Origin of the sequence: Nocardiopsis lambiniae (assembly GCF_031845465.1) — a bacterium.
GTDB classification, from domain to species: domain Bacteria; phylum Actinomycetota; class Actinomycetes; order Streptosporangiales; family Streptosporangiaceae; genus Nocardiopsis; species Nocardiopsis lambiniae.
This window is the reverse complement of sequence record NZ_JAVREP010000015.1, coordinates 21,216-37,045: the sequence shown is the minus strand read 5'-3', so window position 1 is coordinate 37,045 and position 15,830 is coordinate 21,216. Positions and strand designations below refer to the sequence as shown.

The following is a 15,830-nucleotide window of genomic DNA, read 5'->3' as shown; positions in this document are numbered from 1 at the left end:
GCCGTGACCCAGAAGGCCAACATCCTCCTCGTGGACGACCGCGACGAGAACCTCATCGCGTTGGAGGCGGCCCTCACGTCCCTGGATCAGAACCTGATCCGTGCCGGTTCCGGGGAGGAGGCGCTCAAACACCTTCTGGGCACGGACTTCGCGGTCATCCTCCTGGACGTGGTCATGCCCGGGATGGACGGCTTCGAGACGGCCGCGCACATCAAACAGCGCGAGAAGACCAAGGACGTGCCGATCATCTTCCTGACCGCCCAGGAGATCGATCGGCACCAGGTCTTCCGCGGGTACGCCTCGCGCGCGGTCGACTTCCTGCTCAAGCCGTTCGACCCGTGGGTGCTGCGCTCCAAGGTCGAGGTGTTCGTCGAACTCCACCAGCTCAAGGCGCAGATGCGCGAACAGGCCCGCGCCCTCCAGCGCGACCTCGGCCAGGAGACCGGAGAGCCCGGCAAGGTGCTGGCCGAGCAGCTCGCCCAGGGTTCCGGGCAGGTGCGGGAGGAACTGGCCGAACTGCGCCGGCACATCGTCGACGCCTACCAGGACACCGACCAGCCCCTGGTCGAAGGGGTGCGACGGGTGGACCGGGCGTTCTCCCGCCTGTCCACCCTCATCGACACCCTCCACGGCCCCGAGGACTGACGGCGAGGCCCGCCGAGCGGGTCACGACGACACGGGGTTCATTCGGGGCGGGGCGGTAGGGCCAGACCGATGTGCTCCCCGATCTCCTCGATCAACCCGAGGTCGGCGAGCCGGAAGCTGCCCCGGTTGCTGCGCCGGATCAGGGTGAGCGCCCCGCGCACCCCCCGGCTGCCGCGCAACGGAACCGACAGCAGCGACCCGGCGCCGAGCATCGCCAACAGCGGCGCGCCCGAGGAGGCGCGGCCCAGCACGCCCTCCTCCTCGATCAGCGGGAACAGCAGTGACTGTCCCCGGCCGAGCACCTCGCCGGGGATGTCGGCGTCCTCCGTCGCGGCTCCGGCGACCTCCTCCCGCTGCTCGTCGGTGGCGTCGTGGGGGGCGGCCACCACGGCTCGGCGTGCCGCCCGCGGATCCTCGGGCAGGTCGCACACGTCCACGATCACCCAGTCGGCGTAGGAGTCGGCGAGCAGTTCCGCGGCGTCGACCAACGCCAGCGGTTCCCCCGCCCCGCCCGGTCCGGCCGAGCGGAGCAGCAACCGTGTCATCCGGGTCAGCACGTCCAACCGGCGGGCGGCCAGGACCACCACCTGGTCCTCCACCTCCGGCTCCAACGGGGCGGGACCCTCCTCCTCGCCGCCGTTCATCGGCGGCGACATCGCCACCAGCACCAGCGGATTCGGTTCGGTGGGCAGCTCCAACCGGGTCAGGGCCAGGTGCACGTCCTCGGCCCAGCCGCGCTGGGCCAGCCGCGACTCCAGGTCGGCGTCGCCGTCACCGCGCAGCACCGCCGCCAGCCACGACCGCATCGCCGCCCGCCGGCGCAGATCCACGAAGTGCACGAACGGTTTCCCGGTCAGGTACCCCGGACCGCTGCCCAGACGGGAGGCCCCGGCGTTGTTGATCCGTCGGATGTAACCCTCGTGGTCGAGCAGCACCACGGGAACGCTCAGTTCGGTGAACATCGCCCGCAACAGGGCCCGGTCCCCGTCGTCACCCTGGCGACGCTGGTCGGGCGTTTCGGCGTGGGCCCGCGCCAGCTGCGCCCCCGCCTCGCCGAGCAGCCGTTCGGAGTACTCCAGTTCGGCGAGCGTGGCCTCGGCCGTGCTCTGGCCGTCGTCCGGGTACATCGTGTGCGTATCGCGCAGGGCCGCGATGCGCTCGCCCAGAGCGGTGATCTCTCGTTGCAGCTCCGCCAGGTGCACGCGGGCTCTCCCTGTCATCGCGGTCGGCTTGACCTCCCCGACGCTAACGGATGTGCGCCCCCGCGTCGCCACGGGGCTACCGTGGTCCTGGAGAGCAAGGAGGCCGGATCGTGTGGATCGAGCGCCTGGCCCGTGACATCGGCGCGCTGGGGCGGAGCGAGAACACCACCCTCGAACGCGCCCTCGACCAGATGGGTCGGGCGGCGGCCCAGGGCGTCCCCGGATGTTCGGCCGCGCTCCTGGTCGTCTGGCGCGAGGTGGAGGGGGCCGACGGCTCCCCCCGACACGTCGTCACCGACTACGGGGCCTCCCACGCCGACCTGGCCGCCGCCTTCGAGCACCAGTACACCACCGACCAGGGGCCGGCGGTGGAGGCGGTGCGCGAGATGAGCCAGGTGCGGGTCGGCGACGTCCTGCGCGAGTCCACCCGGTGGCCGCGCTACACCAGCATGGCCGTGCAGTGCGGGGACCGCTCCTCCCTCACGCTGCCCAGCCCGCTGCCCGGGGTCGGGGCGGACAACGACCGGGTGATCACCTTCGGGGTGCACTCGGTGCGCCCCGACGCCTTCGACGACGACGCGGTCGCGTCCCTCACCGCCGTGCTCGCCGAACACGCGGCAGCCTCCCTGGTCAACGTCGGCCGACGCACCGACGAGGCCAGGCAGAGCGCGCACATGCGCCGCGCCATGTCCGCGCGCACCCTGATCGACCAGGCCAAGGGCATCATCATGCACGCGCGCGGCTGCGACGCGGACACCGCGTTCGAGGCCCTGCGCGAGGTCGCCCAGCGCAATCGCAAAAGGGTCGTGGACGTGGCCCGCGACCTCGTCGCCGAGAACACCGGGCTGCGCCCCGGGGCCTCCGGAGGGTGACCCCGGCCCACCCGGGGTGAGGGGACGGCGGGCCCGCACCGAAGGCGTTCGTGAGAAGGACGACGTCGGCGGGCGGGCGATGAGTCCCGAGTGTGACCGAAAGGCGCGATGATGGGCACGGGTCGATCCGACAGCGGCAAGGAGTGGCGAGCGTGACGTCATCAGACATCTCGATCCGTCGCGAGGACGACGTCGTCGTCGTCACCCCCGTGGGGGAGATGGACGCGGTGACCTCACCGGCCCTCGCGAAGGCGTTGGACGCGATCCTGTCCCACCCGCCCCACGGGGTGGTCGTCGACCTCACCAAGGTCGGTTTCTGCGACTCCCGGTGCATCGGGGTCCTCGTCGCCGCCTACCGGCAGGCCCGCGACCTCGGTGTCGGGCTGGTGGTCGCCGAACCCCAACGGCAGGTGATGCGCCTGTTCATGATCGCCGGCATCGACCAGGTCATCCCGATCATCGAGACCGTGGGCGGGGCCGTCGACGGACTCAAGGGCTGAACAGCCGACCGTCGTCGAACCGGAGGTCCTCCACCCGGCGGTCCAGGAAGTGCAGTCGCACCAGCGACCCCTCCCCGCCGCCGCTGATCTCCAGGAAGTCGCAGATCTGCCGGGTGATCCACAACCCGTAACCCCGGGGCCGCAGATCATCGGAGGGCCGGTATCCGATCAAGGGGTCGATCGGGCCCCCGCTCTCGTCCGACACGTCGCACACCCACCGGTCCGCCGCTCGCCACACGTGCACGCCGCCCTTGCCCGCACCGTGCTCCAGCACGTTCGCGGCCAACTCGTTGACGGCCGTCACCATCCGCTCCACCTGTTCGAGGGGCAGCCCGGCCGCCTCGACCAGGGCGGTCAGCTCGCGGCGCAGCCGCGGCAGCGACGGGCCGATCTCCAACCGGTGGACGGGGCCCTTCACCGCGAGCGGTTCGGGCGCGGCGGGTCGGGCACCGAACGCGGCGCTGCCCAGATAGGACGGGTTCGGGTAGGGGCCGTCGGCGCCGACGAGCATCGGGTGGGTGGCGATCACCGCCGCCCGCTCGCGCGCCGACAGGGACCGTTCGTCGTGCACGCACACCAGGCGCATCCGTGCCGGCGCCAGCGCCGTGCACAGCACCGACTCCCAGCGTCGCCATTCGCGGGCCTCCAGGGAGCCCTCGGGCGACGACGGCGGCTCCGCGACGACCAGGACCGGATCGCCGGAACGGCTCGACGCCAAGCGGTGCAACGACGCCAGGGCGCGGCCGGGAGAGGCGTAGAGGCGTTCGCGCTCCACGACGCGTACGCGCGCGCGCTCGTCCTCCGACAACGCGGACACGAGCCCGTCGACGCGCTCGTCCGACACCGCCAGAACGGTGTACAGGTCCGCGTCCAACGCGGCGCGCAGCGTCCCGGTGACCATTGCGTCGGGCCACCGGTCGTGGCGGAAGATCAGGCCCTGATGTTCGAAGGTCATTGATCCGTGGTCGGCGGGACGGTGCCCGGGTCGGGTGTCACGGCGCCCGGTCCCGGGTGCCACCCTCCGAGGTGTACCCGGTGCGCCCCCCGGTGTGTCCACCGGGGGGCCTCCGACAGGGACGCGGAGGAGATCCACGGGGGTCAGCGCGTGGCCCCGGACAGCACGAGGCCGTCCGTCTCCTCATCGAGTTCGTCGCGTCCGGCCTGTTGGGGCCGGGCGCGCTCATAGGCGATCTCGGTCTCGATCGCGATCCGCTGCCAGGTGAACCGGGAGCGGGCTCGGTCCACCGCGGCGATGCCGTACGCGGAGCTCATCGTGGCGGCACCGAGCACGGCGCGCACGGAACGCGCGACCTCGTCGGGGTGGCCGAACCGCATCAGCACGCCGCTGGTGCGGTGCAGGACGGCGCCGGGGATCGCCCCGGTCGCCTTGGCCACCACGGGCAGGCCGCACGCCATGGCCTCCAGCACGGCCCCGCCGTAGGGGTCGTAGGAGGCGGCGGACACGTACACGTCCGCCGAGCGCAGGAGGCGCGGGAGTTCCTTGCGCTCCACCGGGCCGACCAGGTGCAGGCGATCGTCGACGCCCGCCTCCTTGGCCCGGAGCTGGACGCGCAGGGCGTCCTCGTCGAGGGAGACGTCCTTCCGTTCGGAGGTGGAGACCAGGAGCAGCTCGGCCTCGGGCAGCCGCAGCAGGGAGTCCACGAGGCGGTCGGCACCGCCGCTGGGGTCCAGGGAGGTGACCGAGACCAGACGGGGGCGCTCGCCGCGGGCGGCGCGCCAGTGCTCGGAGGACACCCCGCCCTCCATCGTGAAGTGCTCGGTGTCCACACCGAAGGGCACGACGCTCACGTGGTGCCGGGGGACCCCCAGGCGGGCCAGTTCGCCCTGTTGGTCGGTGGAGCCCACCAGGACCCGGTCGGCGCGACCGGCCAGGATCGACTCCATGCGGGCGCGCTGGGGGGCCCTGTCGAGCCCGGAGCGCTGCTCCGCGGCGTTGAGCGAGTGGAAGGTCTGCACCAGGGGGATCGCGCTCTGATCGCGTTCGCTGTGCGCCTGGGCGTGCAGGGCGGCCAGGCCGCTGGTCCAGCCGATGGCGTGCAGGACGTCGGGGCGGTCCTCATCGAGGACGGCGGCGAGGGCCGTCCCGAAGACGCCCGTGTGCTCGGCGTGCTCGTCCTCGGACAGCGGCCTGGCGGGCCCCGCGTCGAGATGGGTCACGGAGACGCCGCGCGCCATCCGGGTGCGACCCTCGGGCTGCTCCGGGTCGCTGCGGCGGACGTAGACGGCCACCTTGTGACCGCGCTTGGCGAGTTGTCGGGAGAGGGCGCACAGGTGCAGGCTCGCGGGGCAGGCCGGTTCGCCCCGGTGGGCGGGGAGGGGGTTGGCGTGTTCGGCGATGATCGCGATCTTCACTGGACTGATCTCCTTGGACACGAGCGGGTGTCCGTCGAGGTGCCCGGGGGACTCCGGAGCGGGGTCGGAGTCCCCCGGACGGGCGGATGGTTCAGGGGACGAACGGTTCACCTGGGGCGGAACCGACGGCGGGTACGCCGAAGGGGGGCGCTCGGCGGTGAATGCGAAGCGGCCCGGAGAACGGGCGCGCAGAGCCCCCGTGGGGTGAAGAGGAGAGGAGAGAGAATCAATGAGGGCAGACGCACGGGAACCACACCAGACGACCTGTTCGAAGGGCTAACATTCGCCACCGTGCGTAACCGACAAAGGTTGCACGGCAGTGGTCGTGTGTGTCTGCGTCTTAGACACCCAACACGGCCATTGTCTCAGACATGTCCGTCGCTGACAACCGGTCGACGATTTTCGACCGGGTCCGGACATCGTGAACCGGATGTTCGGGGCCGCCCGTGAAGCAGGGTGCCGGGGGGCCTGCCGGATGCTCCGTACGGCCGCTACTGTCGAGGCGGAGCAACGCGTACTCCGGGCAGCACTTTTCGGCACTCGAATCCCGTGCGGGAACTGCATATCCGGGTGTTTTCCGTCATGATGTACGCGGATTTTGACCGACTCCGGCAGGGGGTCGGTACGGTTGCAGAATCCAGACGTTGAACGGGATTCGACCAATGGTCCGGCGCACGTGTCGGGCAGCGGCCACGGCCGACGAAACGGGAGGAAGGGCGTATGGGTGTCGCTGGTGGGGAAGTCATCGTCACGGCCCTCACGCACCGGGGCGCTATCCGTCCCGCCAATGAGGACGCCATCGTCATGGGCGCTCTGACCGTCGCCAGTGCCAACATGACCTCTCCGGTCCGTTGTGTACTGCCGGTCGGCGAACCCGTCATCCTGGCGGTCGCCGACGGCATCGGTGGTCAGGCCGCCGGTGAGATCGCCTCCGAGCACGCCGTGCACCGCATGGCGGAGATGGGACCCCGGCTCGGTGGGACGGACGAGATCGCCCAACTGTTGAGCAACATCGATGAGGAGATCAAGGACCACGCGCTCCAGCACAGCGAGTTCGCCGGGATGGGGACCACCGTCGCCGGGGTCCTGCTCAACAACGACGGCAACTTCTGGTTCAACGTCGGCGACTCCCGTACCTACCGTCTGGACGGCCGCCGCCTGATCCAACTCTCCGAGGACGACTCCCCGGCGCTGCCCCCTTCCGAGGACGGCCGTCCCGTCACCACGAACTTCATCACCCAGTCCCTGGGCGGCAGTTCCGGCGGCAGCATGGTCCCCCACGTGGGCCGGGACGACGCCGCCGACCCCAGCGCCTGGCTGATGTGCAGCGACGGCCTCTCCGACCTGGTGCTGCTCGAAGAGATGGAACGCATGATCGCCGAGGCCGGCAGTGACGAGGCCGCCGTCCACGCCCTGTGGCAGGCCGCCATGGAGGCCGGCGGCAAGGACAACATCAGCATCCTGCTCGCCCGCCGCGTCTGACGACCGCGACACCCACCCGATCCAGGGGATACCGGCCCGTTCCGTACGAGGGGCCCGCGCACCGGAAGGCGCGCGGGCCCCTCGTCCTCTCGGCCGGTCCCCGTGACTACTCGGTGGGGGAGTCCTTGCGGAGCCGGACGGCCACGATCGCGATGGCGGCCACGGCGATCACGCCCACCCCCGCGAGCACGATGACCCCCACGGGCAGCCCGCCCTCCTCCTCGGCGGCGGCCTCGGAGGCCTCGACCTCCTCCGCGGGGGCGCTCTCGGCGGCCGTCTCCTCGGCGACCCCGCCCGGCTCCGCCGCGTCCTCGGGAGCGGCGGCGGCCACGGCCTCCTCCGTCACCGTGAACGTCAGGCCGTCCTGGATCGGGTGCCCGTCGGAGGACACCACCCGGAAGCCGATCGTGTACTCGCCGGCCTCGTCCAACGTCAGCAGGCCCACCGAGACGTCCAGCCCGTCGAAGGCGGGCTCGCCGTCCTGGTAGGTGGTCTCCCCGTCCGGCCCGGTGACGACGACGGCGCTGCCGGACCCGCCCGCCATGGGCTCGTTGTTGAAGGAGAGCACGACCTCCTCCGGGACGGTGTCCAGGGTGGCGCCGTCCTTCGGGTTCGAACCGGTCAGGACGTCGTGCGCCAGGGCCGGGGCGGGCGCCGCCATCAGGACGGCGGCCACCAGCGCGGCCGGGACGAGGGCGCGGCGCAGGGGGGAGGCGTGGGTACGGGTCATTCTTCTCTTCTTCTCTCGGGCTCGGTCCGCACCGGGAACGCCGTCGGCTGATCCCGGTCTCATCGCGTGCGCCGCTCAGGCGGCGAGGGCGATGGCGGGCGGGCCGCGCGGTCGGTGCGCCGAGAGGGCCGGGGCCGTCGGGACCACCGGGGCGACGGCCGCGGCGATCCCCGGGGTCGGGGGGAGGGGGAGGGCGCGGGCGCGCGCGGGAGGCAGCGCCCGGGACAGCAGGGCGGCCAGGGACCACAGCGCCGACTCCCCGTACGCCAACAGCGCCGAGGCCAGCAGGGCGGCCCACAGGTGGGCCAAGAGCATGCCGGGGGCGAACCCGAACGCGTGCGCGAGCACCCCGTGGCCGGAGTGGTCGACTCCGGTGTCGAAGGTCGCGAAGGCGGGGTCGGCCGACCCCTGGAGGATCAGGTGCAGGATCACCTGGAGGGTGGCCATGACGGCGAAGATGTCGCCGAAACCGCGCATGACGCGGGTGAAGTGCCACAGCACGGGCGCGAGCACGACCGTGGCCAGGACGAATCCGCCCGGACCGGCCGGTCCGCCGGCCCACGGATCGTGTCCGGCCCAGGCCAGACCCGTGCACGCGGCGGCCAGTGACGCCGTGCGCAGGAGGCGGAGTGTGCCGTGAGCGGGTCGCACGTGAGAAAACCTAGATCCTGTCCGGTGGGCCCGCAAGGGCGCGAAGAGGCCGTCGGGTGCGATCCCCCGCCCACCCGACGGCCACATCGGTCTCCGGGCCGACCGTTCCGTTCCACGCGGGCCCGCCCGTTCGGGGACGGGGCCCTCTTCCCGGTCCTAGACCGCGGGAGCCAGCTCGCGACGCATGTAGCGACGCTCCTCCGGGGTGGTGCCACCCCAGACTCCGTGGGCCTCCCCGGACCGCAACGCCCACCGCAGGCACTCTGGGCGAACAGCACAACCGCGGCAGACGGCGAGGGCCTGTTCGGTGTCGGCCCTGCCGATCCCGGTGCTGCTCACCGGGAAGAAGATCTCGGGGTCGTACGCACGGCAACTCCCCTGCGTGACCCAGTCCTCGCTCTCGTGGTACAGGCGGTTCACGTGGTGCCTCCGATCCGTGGCTGTGTGGTCCCTGGCCGGTGGCCCGCACCGTGTCCCCCACGGCCGGGTCGGCGGAAGTCGTCGCGCCCCGCCGCGGCCCGTGCCCTCGGTGGAGGGCCGGTGGGGTGACCGTAGGGTGTCCGGTCGCCCGGAGCTGCGGCGAAGCGATGCGACTAAGTGTAGTACTACATCGGGTCGTACTACACGGGGTCTGCTTGGAAACCCGCCCGATTCCCAGGGACTTTCGTCGGTTTTCGAGTCCCGTGCGCCCCATCGGGGCCGGGGGCGCGGCACGCGCGGGCCGCGCCGGGTCGGGGGCGGGGACGGCCGGAGCCCTTGCGCGGAGCGGCTTTCGTCGAGGCCGGGAGGGGTTCGAGGGCATCCGCGCGGCGGGCGCGCGGCGCCCCCGCGTCACGGGGCCGACACGGGCATGGCGTTATGTCGCGAGGTTTCCACCGAATTGATGTGACTTAATGCACGCTTAATATTGCTCGTTCAGGCTCTATGTTTGACCCCGACACCCGTGGCCCGCATTCTCGCGCCGATGGTGCCGCCGCGTCATCACGACATGCGGCCCCACCTCGGGACCGACGCCGAATCCCCTGATGGGCAGGGCGTCCGCCACGCCATCGATCGTCGCGCGGCGGGGTGCGAGAGCCTTGGTCACAGGCTTGGAACGGGACTAAAAGAACAAGCCTTACCCGATCACTTCCCCGCGAAACATCCGCGACGATTCCCTCGGTAATCCCATTGACCTTCGTTCGCTAGTTTCGTTCGACGTGCCGCATCTACGAACGAATCTCCAAGCCCGCGACCGTATCGACAACGGAGCGCGCGGCTCCGCACATCGTGCCGGTGCCGCGAGCCCTGGGGACGTGCGCCTGGCACATCCCGAACCCGAGGACGGCCCGCACCTGTGGTCCCTGGCCCGGGCCACGGGTATGGACCTGAACTCTCCGTACGCCTACACACTCTGGTGCCGTGACTTCGCGGCGACGAGCGTCGTCGCCCGTGACGACACCGGCCGACCGATCGCCTACCTCACCGGTTACGTGCGACCCGACAGCCCGGACACCTACTTCCTCTGGCAGGTCGCCGTCGACCCGGCCCATCGGGGCCGCCGCCTGGCCCGGTACATGCTCGACTTCATCGGTGATCGGATCGTCGAACGAGGGATCGAGCACCTGGAGGCGACCGTCACCCCGGACAACACCGCGTCGCGTGCGCTGTTCGCATCGTTCGCACGCGATCGCGGGGCACGGATCACCTGGTCCGCACTCTTCTCCGAGGAGCACTTTCCGAAGGAGGACGGGGAATCCCACGAGCCCGAAGACCTCGTGCGCATCGGCCCCCTGGGGCTCCCCGACGACGAGCAAGCGTGAGTGCCACCGGCCACCCGCACCGGATCGATCGCTTCGGCGATCGGACATACCCTGAGCCCGAGAACCTGGGGAAAGGAACCGAGGAACCCACGATGGAGACCTTCGAGCGCCTGGAATCCGAAGTCCGCGGATACTGCCGGAACTGGCCGGTGGTCTTCGACCGTGCCGTCGGAAGCCATGTCTATGACGAGACGGGCCGTCCCTACCTGGACTTCTTCGCGGGAGCCGGATCCCTCAACTACGGGCACAACAACCCGGAGCTGAAGTCCGCGCTCATCCGCTACCTCACCGACGACCGCATCGTCCACAGCCTGGACGCCTACAGCGTCGCCAAACGCGACTTCCTGTCGACCTTCGAGGAGATCGTCCTCAAACCGCGAGGCCTGGACTACAAAGTCCAGTTCCCCGGTCCGGCGGGCAACAACGCCGTCGAGGCCGCGCTCAAGTTGGCCCGCAAGTACACCGGCCGCGAGACGATCGTCAACTTCACCAACGGCTTCCACGGCATGACCCTGGGCGCGCTGGCCGTCACCGGCAACTCGATGAAGCGCGGGGGCGCGGGCGTGCCCCTGGGCCACGTCGCCACCATGCCGTTCGACAACTACATGGACGGGCGCACCCCGGACTTCCTCTGGCTGCGCAGCCTCCTGGAGGACAGCGGCAGCGGACTGGACAAGCCGGCGGCCGTCATCGTCGAGTCGATCCAGGGCGAGGGCGGCATCAACGTCGCCGGCGCCCAGTGGCTGCGCGAGCTGTCCGAGCTGTGCCGTGAGTACGGCATCCTCATGATCCTCGACGACATCCAGATGGGCTGCGGCCGTACCGGCGACTTCTTCAGCTTCGAAGAGGCCGGTATCGTTCCGGACATCGTCACCCTGTCGAAGTCGATCAGCGGCTACGGTCTTCCCATGGCACTGACCCTGTTCAAGCGCGAACTGGACGTGTGGGAGCCCGGGGAGCACAACGGGACCTTCCGCGGCTTCAACCCCGCCATGGTCACCGCCACCGAGGCGCTGCGCCGTTACTGGACGGACGACGCCTTCGCCAACGCGACCAAGGCCAAGGGCGACCTCGTGGCCGCCCGCCTGGACGAGATGGCCGCCGAGCACGCCGAGTTCGGCGCCCACGTGCGCGGTCGGGGCCTGGCCCGCGGGCTGGCCTTCACCGACACCGACCTGGCCAAGAAGGTCGCCGCCGAGTCCTTCGAGCGGGGGTTGCTCCTGGAGACCTCCGGTCCCGAGGACGAGGTCGCCAAACTCCTGCCGCCGCTCACCATGACGGACGAGGAGCTCACGGCCGGCCTCGACATCATGGCCGACGCGGCGCGCGCGGCGGCCAAGGTGGCCCAACCCGCGTAAGTCCACCGTTCGTCACCTTCGCCGCCGCGGGGGTCCGAAGCGGCATCGCGGGGTCGGTCGGTCACCCGTTCGGGGTGGCCGACCGGCCCCGCGTCGTTCACACCGGTAGTCACGTGCGCACGAGCGCACCAACGAGGAGGAACCCTGTGATCGTTCGCAGCCTGGACGAGATCACCGACACCGAGGCCGACATCAAGACGGAGAACTGGCGCAGCCGCCGGATCGTCCTGGCCAAGGAGAAGGTGGGCTTCTCCTTCCACGAGACCGTCCTGTACGCGGGCACCGAGTCGACGTTCTGGTACGCCAACCACGTCGAGCTGGTGCACTGCATCGAGGGCGAGGCGGAACTGACCAACGAGGAGACGGGGGAGAAGCACATCATCACCCCGGGCACGCTCTACCTCCTCAACGGCCACGAGCGGCACACCGTCCGGCCCAAGACCGACTTCCGCGTCCTGTGCGTGTTCAACCCGCCGGTCACCGGTCGAGAGGTCCACGACGAGAACGGCGTCTACCCGCTGGTCGTCGAAGAGGACGGTGCCCCCGCCTAGGCGCCCGCACGCCAGGGCGGCCACCTCGCCCGGCGGATCACCCACCGGAGAAGACGTCTCCGAGAAGGGGCACCGGCGCGCGTCCCGCGCCCGACGGTGCCCCTTCGCGTGGGCCGGGAACCGACGGGCACCGGGCCTCCGGACGGGCCTGGACGGGACCACCCCCATTCCGGTCGTGTACTCAGAGTGATGAATCCTGCGCTCAGGGGTATATATCGGCGTGAGAACGGACGCTTTTCCGTCCTCGGATAACCAGTACATAACGGACCCCCGGGGTCTCGTTACCTCCGTGGGGCGTCGGGGAGGGAGAACCCCGTACCCGGGGCCCGAGTACGTCGTCGACCGACGTCGGCGCGGGTCGGGGCCGCTCCGAGCGGTCTCCGGCCGCCGGGTCTCCTTTTGCGCGGCGCCCCCCGGGGTCACCCGAGGGCGCGAAGGATCGCGCGAGTGATGCGAGGAGTGAGAGCGAAGATGCAGGTACCAGCGAACAGGCTGAGTCGTTTCGGTCGCAGGGACGCGTTCCGTCTGGCCGGTGCGGGGGCCGTCACCCTCGGGCTCGCCGCGTGCACGCGCGTCGATCAGGGCGGCAACGGCGAAGAGGGCGGCGCCTCCACACTGGAGCGACTCCGGGAACAGGGTTTCGTGTCCGTCGGGTTGTCCAACGAGATCCCGTTCGGGTTCGTCGACGGTTCGGGTGAACCCGCCGGGCAGTCCCCGGCCGTGGCCCAGGCCGTCTTCGAGGAACTGGGCGTCCCCGAGATCCAGGCGTCCCCGGTCTCCTGGGACGGGCTCATCCCGGGGCTTCAGGCCAACCGGTTCGACGTCATCGCCGCGGGCATGTTCATCACTCCGGACCGTTGCGAACAGGTGGCCTTCACCGAGCCCACCGCCACCTCGCCCGAGGCGTTCCTGGTCGCCGAGGGCAATCCGCACGACATTCAGCACTTCACGGACTTCGCCGACAACCCGGACATCAGGCTGGCGGTGCTCAACGCCTCGGTGGAGCAGACCTACGCCGAGCACTTCGGAGTCCCCACGGACCAGATGCGGCTGATCCCCGACCAGACCACCGGCTACGAGCTGCTGGACTCCGGCCGGGTGGACGCCGTCTCCATGCTCAAGGTCTCCCACGAGTACCTGCTTCTGGAGCGCGGCGGCGACTTCGAGGTCACCGAGGCGTTCTTCCCCGAGATCGACGGTCGTGAGGAGAAGGGCTGGGGCGGTCTGTGCGTGCGCCCCGCGGACAGCGCGCTCCTGGAGGAGATGAACCGGGTCATCGCCGAGTTCACCGAGAGCGGTCGCCTGCTGGAACTGGGCGAGGAGTGGGGCTTCACCGAGGCCGACCTACCCGACGGCACGACCACCGACGAGCTCTGCGAAGCCTGAGCCCGCCGTGGAGTTCCTCATCGACCGCTTACCGCTCTATCTGGGCGGCGCGTGGGTCACCGTCCAGCTGACCGTCGGCGGTATCGCGCTGGCGTTCGTCCTGGCCATGTTCTTCGGCGTCCTGGGGACCGCGCGCAGTGGGCTGCTCCGTGCCGTGTCCACGGTCTACGTGGAGGTCTTCCGCGGGATCGCCGCGCTGGTCCTGATGTTCTGGATGGCCTACGCGCTGCCCCTCCTGACGGGGTTCCAGCTGGACGGCCGGTTCGCCGCGATCCTCGCCGTGGGCCTCAACGTCGGGGCCTACGGCGCCGAGGTGGTGCGCGGTGCGATCAACGCCGTGCCCCGTGCCCAGACCGAGGCGACCATCGCGCTCGACATGTCCTGGGCCCAGCGGATGCGCCTGGTGATCCTGCCGCAGGCCTGGGCGCAGATGCTGCCGACCTTCGGCAACCTGTCCATCGAGCTGATGAAGGCCACCGCCGTCGCCTTCCTGATCGGCGTCGCCGACATCACCGCCGTCGCCGAACAGATGCGCCAGGCCACCGGCGAGACGGTGCTGGCCTTCAGCGGCGCCCTGATCCTGTACTTCCTCATCGCCCAGGTGCTCATCTTCGGCGTGCGCCTCCTGGAACGGCGTGCCAACCGCAGACTCGGTCGCACACCTCCCGGCGGCAGGGGGCTCCTCGCCCTGCTGCGTCCGCCGGCGGTCACCGCATCGGGGGGTGCGAAGTAGATGATCTGGGATTTCGAATGGACCTGGCAGGTGATGCCGGACCTCATGCAGGGGCTGGCGGTCACCGTCCAGGCGACCGTGTTCGGGTACCTCATCGCCCTGGTGTTGGGCCTGGCCATCGCGATGGTCCGCCGTGTTCCGGTGATCGGCACGATCGTGCACGCGGTCATGGAGTTCATCCGCACCACCCCGTTGCTGGTCCAGCTGGTGTTCGTGTTCGCGTTGGCGCCTTCCACCGTGTCGGCGCTGACCGTCGGCATCGTCGTGCTGGGCGTGCACTACTCGGCCTACACCGCCGAGGTGTACCGGTCCGGCATCGAGGGGGTGCCCAAGGGGCAGTGGGAGGCCGCCCGGGCGCTGAGCCTGCCCGCCGGGCGCACCTGGGGCGCCGTGGTGCTGCCCCAGGCGATCCGCAAGGTCATCCCCGCACTGGGCAACTACCTCATCGCCATGTTCAAGGACACCCCGCTGCTGCTGGCGATCACCGTGACCGAACTGCTCGCCACGGCCCGCCAGGTCGGCAGCGCCGGCTTCCGCATCGTGGAGGCCTACACCGTGGTCGGATTCCTCTTCCTCCTGGTGAGCATCCCCTCCGCGATCCTCATCCGACGACTGGAGCGACGCTATGCCGCCGTCTGACGCCCAGGCGCTGATCACCTTCGATCAGGTGGTCAAGCGCTTCGGTGACCTCACCGTGCTGGACCACCTGGACTTCTCCGTGGCCCCCGGCGAACGGGTCACCCTGATCGGGCCGAGCGGATCGGGCAAGACCACCATCCTGCGCCTGCTCATGACCCTGGAGAGGGTCACCGAGGGCACGATCATGGTGGAGGGGGAACCGTTCAGTCACATGCCGCGCGGTGACCGCCTGGTCCCGGCGAACGAGGCCTACCTGAGCGCTCGCCGCAAGCGCATCGGAATGGTGTTCCAGCAGTTCAACCTGTTCCCCAACATGACGGTCCGCAAGAACCTCACCGAGGCGCCGGTGCACGTCCTGAAGCTCTCCCGGGCCGAGGCCGACGCGCGCGCCGAGGAGCTGCTGGAGCTGGTGGGACTGTCGGACAAGATCGACGCCCATCCCACACAGCTCTCGGGCGGTCAACAGCAGCGGGTGGCGATCGCCCGCGCGCTGGCGATGCGGCCGGAGATCCTGCTGCTGGACGAGGTGACCTCGGCGCTGGACCCCGAGCTGGTCGCCGGGGTGCTGGACGTACTGCGCACGATCGCCGAGACCACGGACATCACGATGCTGTGCGTGACCCACGAGATGGGTTTCGCGCGGGACGTGTCGCACCGGGTGCTCATGTTCGACGAGGGGCGCATCGCCGAGGAGGGGACGCCGGACGAGATCTTCGGCGACCCGCGGGAGGAGCGCACCAAGTCCTTCCTCAAGTCCGTGCTGGACAACGGACACTGACGTACGCGCGGCCCCGGGTGGGCGATGCCGGCTCCGGCGTCGCCCACTCTCCGTCTTCGACCTGGTGACGACATACCGTAGCCGTTAAGTAGCTTTTAGTTTCCCCTTGGGCAGAATGAGTGCTCTGA

At 70.3% G+C, this 15,830-nt stretch carries 17 protein-coding genes; 11 read left to right on the top strand and 6 right to left on the bottom strand.

Annotated features, from left to right (window positions below):
• The first annotated feature begins 3 nt into the window (after positions 1-3).
• Positions 4-645 carry a response regulator gene (locus RM479_RS20185; RefSeq protein ID WP_274812213.1) on the top strand — a complete coding sequence of 214 codons (642 nt, stop codon included), beginning with the start codon at positions 4-6 and terminating at the stop codon, positions 643-645.
• Positions 646-683: 38 nt separating this feature from the next.
• On the opposite strand, the gene RM479_RS20180 is transcribed toward RM479_RS20185, so the two are convergent.
• Positions 684-1,772 (bottom strand): GAF domain-containing protein, encoded by a 1,089-nt coding sequence (locus RM479_RS20180; protein ID WP_311513408.1) that lies wholly within the window; start codon positions 1,770-1,772, stop codon positions 684-686.
• A 185-nt stretch (positions 1,773-1,957) separates the two neighbouring features.
• Here RM479_RS20180 and RM479_RS20175 point away from each other — a divergent pair, with 185 nt between their 5' ends.
• Both RM479_RS20175 and RM479_RS20170 read left to right on the top strand, forming a co-directional pair.
• Positions 1,958-2,719: an ANTAR domain-containing response regulator gene (locus RM479_RS20175; protein ID WP_311513302.1), complete on the top strand. Its 762-nt coding sequence runs from the start codon at positions 1,958-1,960 to the stop codon at positions 2,717-2,719.
• A 152-nt stretch (positions 2,720-2,871) separates the two neighbouring features.
• The gene (locus tag RM479_RS20170; protein WP_311513300.1) at positions 2,872-3,219 is read left to right on the top strand and encodes an STAS domain-containing protein; all 348 of its coding nucleotides are present in this window, start codon (positions 2,872-2,874) and stop codon (positions 3,217-3,219) included.
• Here the strand turns inward: RM479_RS20170 and RM479_RS20165 are convergent.
• Together RM479_RS20165 and RM479_RS20160 are read right to left on the bottom strand one after the other, a co-directional pair.
• Positions 3,209-4,174 carry an anti-sigma factor RsbA family regulatory protein gene (locus RM479_RS20165; RefSeq protein WP_311513299.1) on the bottom strand — a complete coding sequence of 322 codons (966 nt, stop codon included), beginning with the start codon at positions 4,172-4,174 and terminating at the stop codon, positions 3,209-3,211. The genes RM479_RS20170 and RM479_RS20165 overlap by 11 nt on opposite strands.
• A gap of 143 nt (positions 4,175-4,317) precedes the next feature.
• Positions 4,318-5,592 (bottom strand): glycosyltransferase, encoded by a 1,275-nt coding sequence (locus tag RM479_RS20160; RefSeq protein ID WP_311513298.1) that lies wholly within the window; start codon positions 5,590-5,592, stop codon positions 4,318-4,320.
• Positions 5,593-6,312: 720 nt separating this feature from the next.
• Between RM479_RS20160 and RM479_RS20155 the strand changes: the two genes are divergently transcribed.
• Positions 6,313-7,074 carry a PP2C family protein-serine/threonine phosphatase gene (locus tag RM479_RS20155; protein ID WP_311513297.1) on the top strand — a complete coding sequence of 254 codons (762 nt, stop codon included), beginning with the start codon at positions 6,313-6,315 and terminating at the stop codon, positions 7,072-7,074.
• A 106-nt stretch (positions 7,075-7,180) separates the two neighbouring features.
• On the opposite strand, the gene RM479_RS20150 is transcribed toward RM479_RS20155, so the two are convergent.
• From RM479_RS20150 to RM479_RS20140, 3 genes are all read right to left on the bottom strand, one after another.
• Positions 7,181-7,804: a copper resistance CopC family protein gene (locus RM479_RS20150; protein WP_311513296.1), complete on the bottom strand. Its 624-nt coding sequence runs from the start codon at positions 7,802-7,804 to the stop codon at positions 7,181-7,183.
• Between the two features lie 75 nt (positions 7,805-7,879).
• Entirely contained in the window at positions 7,880-8,455 is a 576-nt protein-coding gene (locus tag RM479_RS20145; RefSeq protein WP_311513294.1) for a copper resistance protein, read from the bottom strand.
• Between the two features lie 156 nt (positions 8,456-8,611).
• Positions 8,612-8,875: a WhiB family transcriptional regulator gene (locus tag RM479_RS20140; protein WP_311513292.1), complete on the bottom strand. Its 264-nt coding sequence runs from the start codon at positions 8,873-8,875 to the stop codon at positions 8,612-8,614.
• 875 nt (positions 8,876-9,750) lie between these two features.
• On the opposite strand from RM479_RS20140, the gene ectA reads away from it, so the two are divergent.
• The 7 genes from ectA to ehuA all read left to right on the top strand — a co-directional run bounded on the left by ectA (position 9,751) and on the right by ehuA (position 15,702).
• Entirely contained in the window at positions 9,751-10,257 is a 507-nt protein-coding gene (gene ectA / locus RM479_RS20135) for a diaminobutyrate acetyltransferase (protein ID WP_311513291.1), read from the top strand.
• Between the two features lie 92 nt (positions 10,258-10,349).
• Complete coding sequence (gene ectB, locus RM479_RS20130) at positions 10,350-11,615, top strand: diaminobutyrate--2-oxoglutarate transaminase (protein ID WP_311513290.1); 1,266 nt, start codon at positions 10,350-10,352, stop codon at positions 11,613-11,615.
• Positions 11,616-11,761: 146 nt separating this feature from the next.
• Positions 11,762-12,166 carry an ectoine synthase gene (locus RM479_RS20125; protein WP_311513289.1) on the top strand — a complete coding sequence of 135 codons (405 nt, stop codon included), beginning with the start codon at positions 11,762-11,764 and terminating at the stop codon, positions 12,164-12,166.
• A 471-nt stretch (positions 12,167-12,637) separates the two neighbouring features.
• The gene (gene ehuB / locus RM479_RS20120) at positions 12,638-13,552 is read left to right on the top strand and encodes an ectoine/hydroxyectoine ABC transporter substrate-binding protein EhuB (RefSeq protein WP_311513288.1); all 915 of its coding nucleotides are present in this window, start codon (positions 12,638-12,640) and stop codon (positions 13,550-13,552) included.
• Between the two features lie 7 nt (positions 13,553-13,559).
• A complete protein-coding gene (gene ehuC / locus RM479_RS20115) occupies positions 13,560-14,285 on the top strand; it encodes an ectoine/hydroxyectoine ABC transporter permease subunit EhuC (RefSeq protein ID WP_311513287.1) in 726 nt (241 codons plus the stop codon).
• Entirely contained in the window at positions 14,286-14,924 is a 639-nt protein-coding gene (gene ehuD / locus RM479_RS20110) for an ectoine/hydroxyectoine ABC transporter permease subunit EhuD (RefSeq protein ID WP_274812192.1), read from the top strand.
• A complete protein-coding gene (ehuA, locus tag RM479_RS20105) occupies positions 14,911-15,702 on the top strand; it encodes an ectoine/hydroxyectoine ABC transporter ATP-binding protein EhuA (protein ID WP_274812193.1) in 792 nt (263 codons plus the stop codon). The genes ehuD and ehuA overlap by 14 nt, the downstream gene beginning before the upstream one ends.
• Positions 15,703-15,830: the final 128 nt, after the last annotated feature.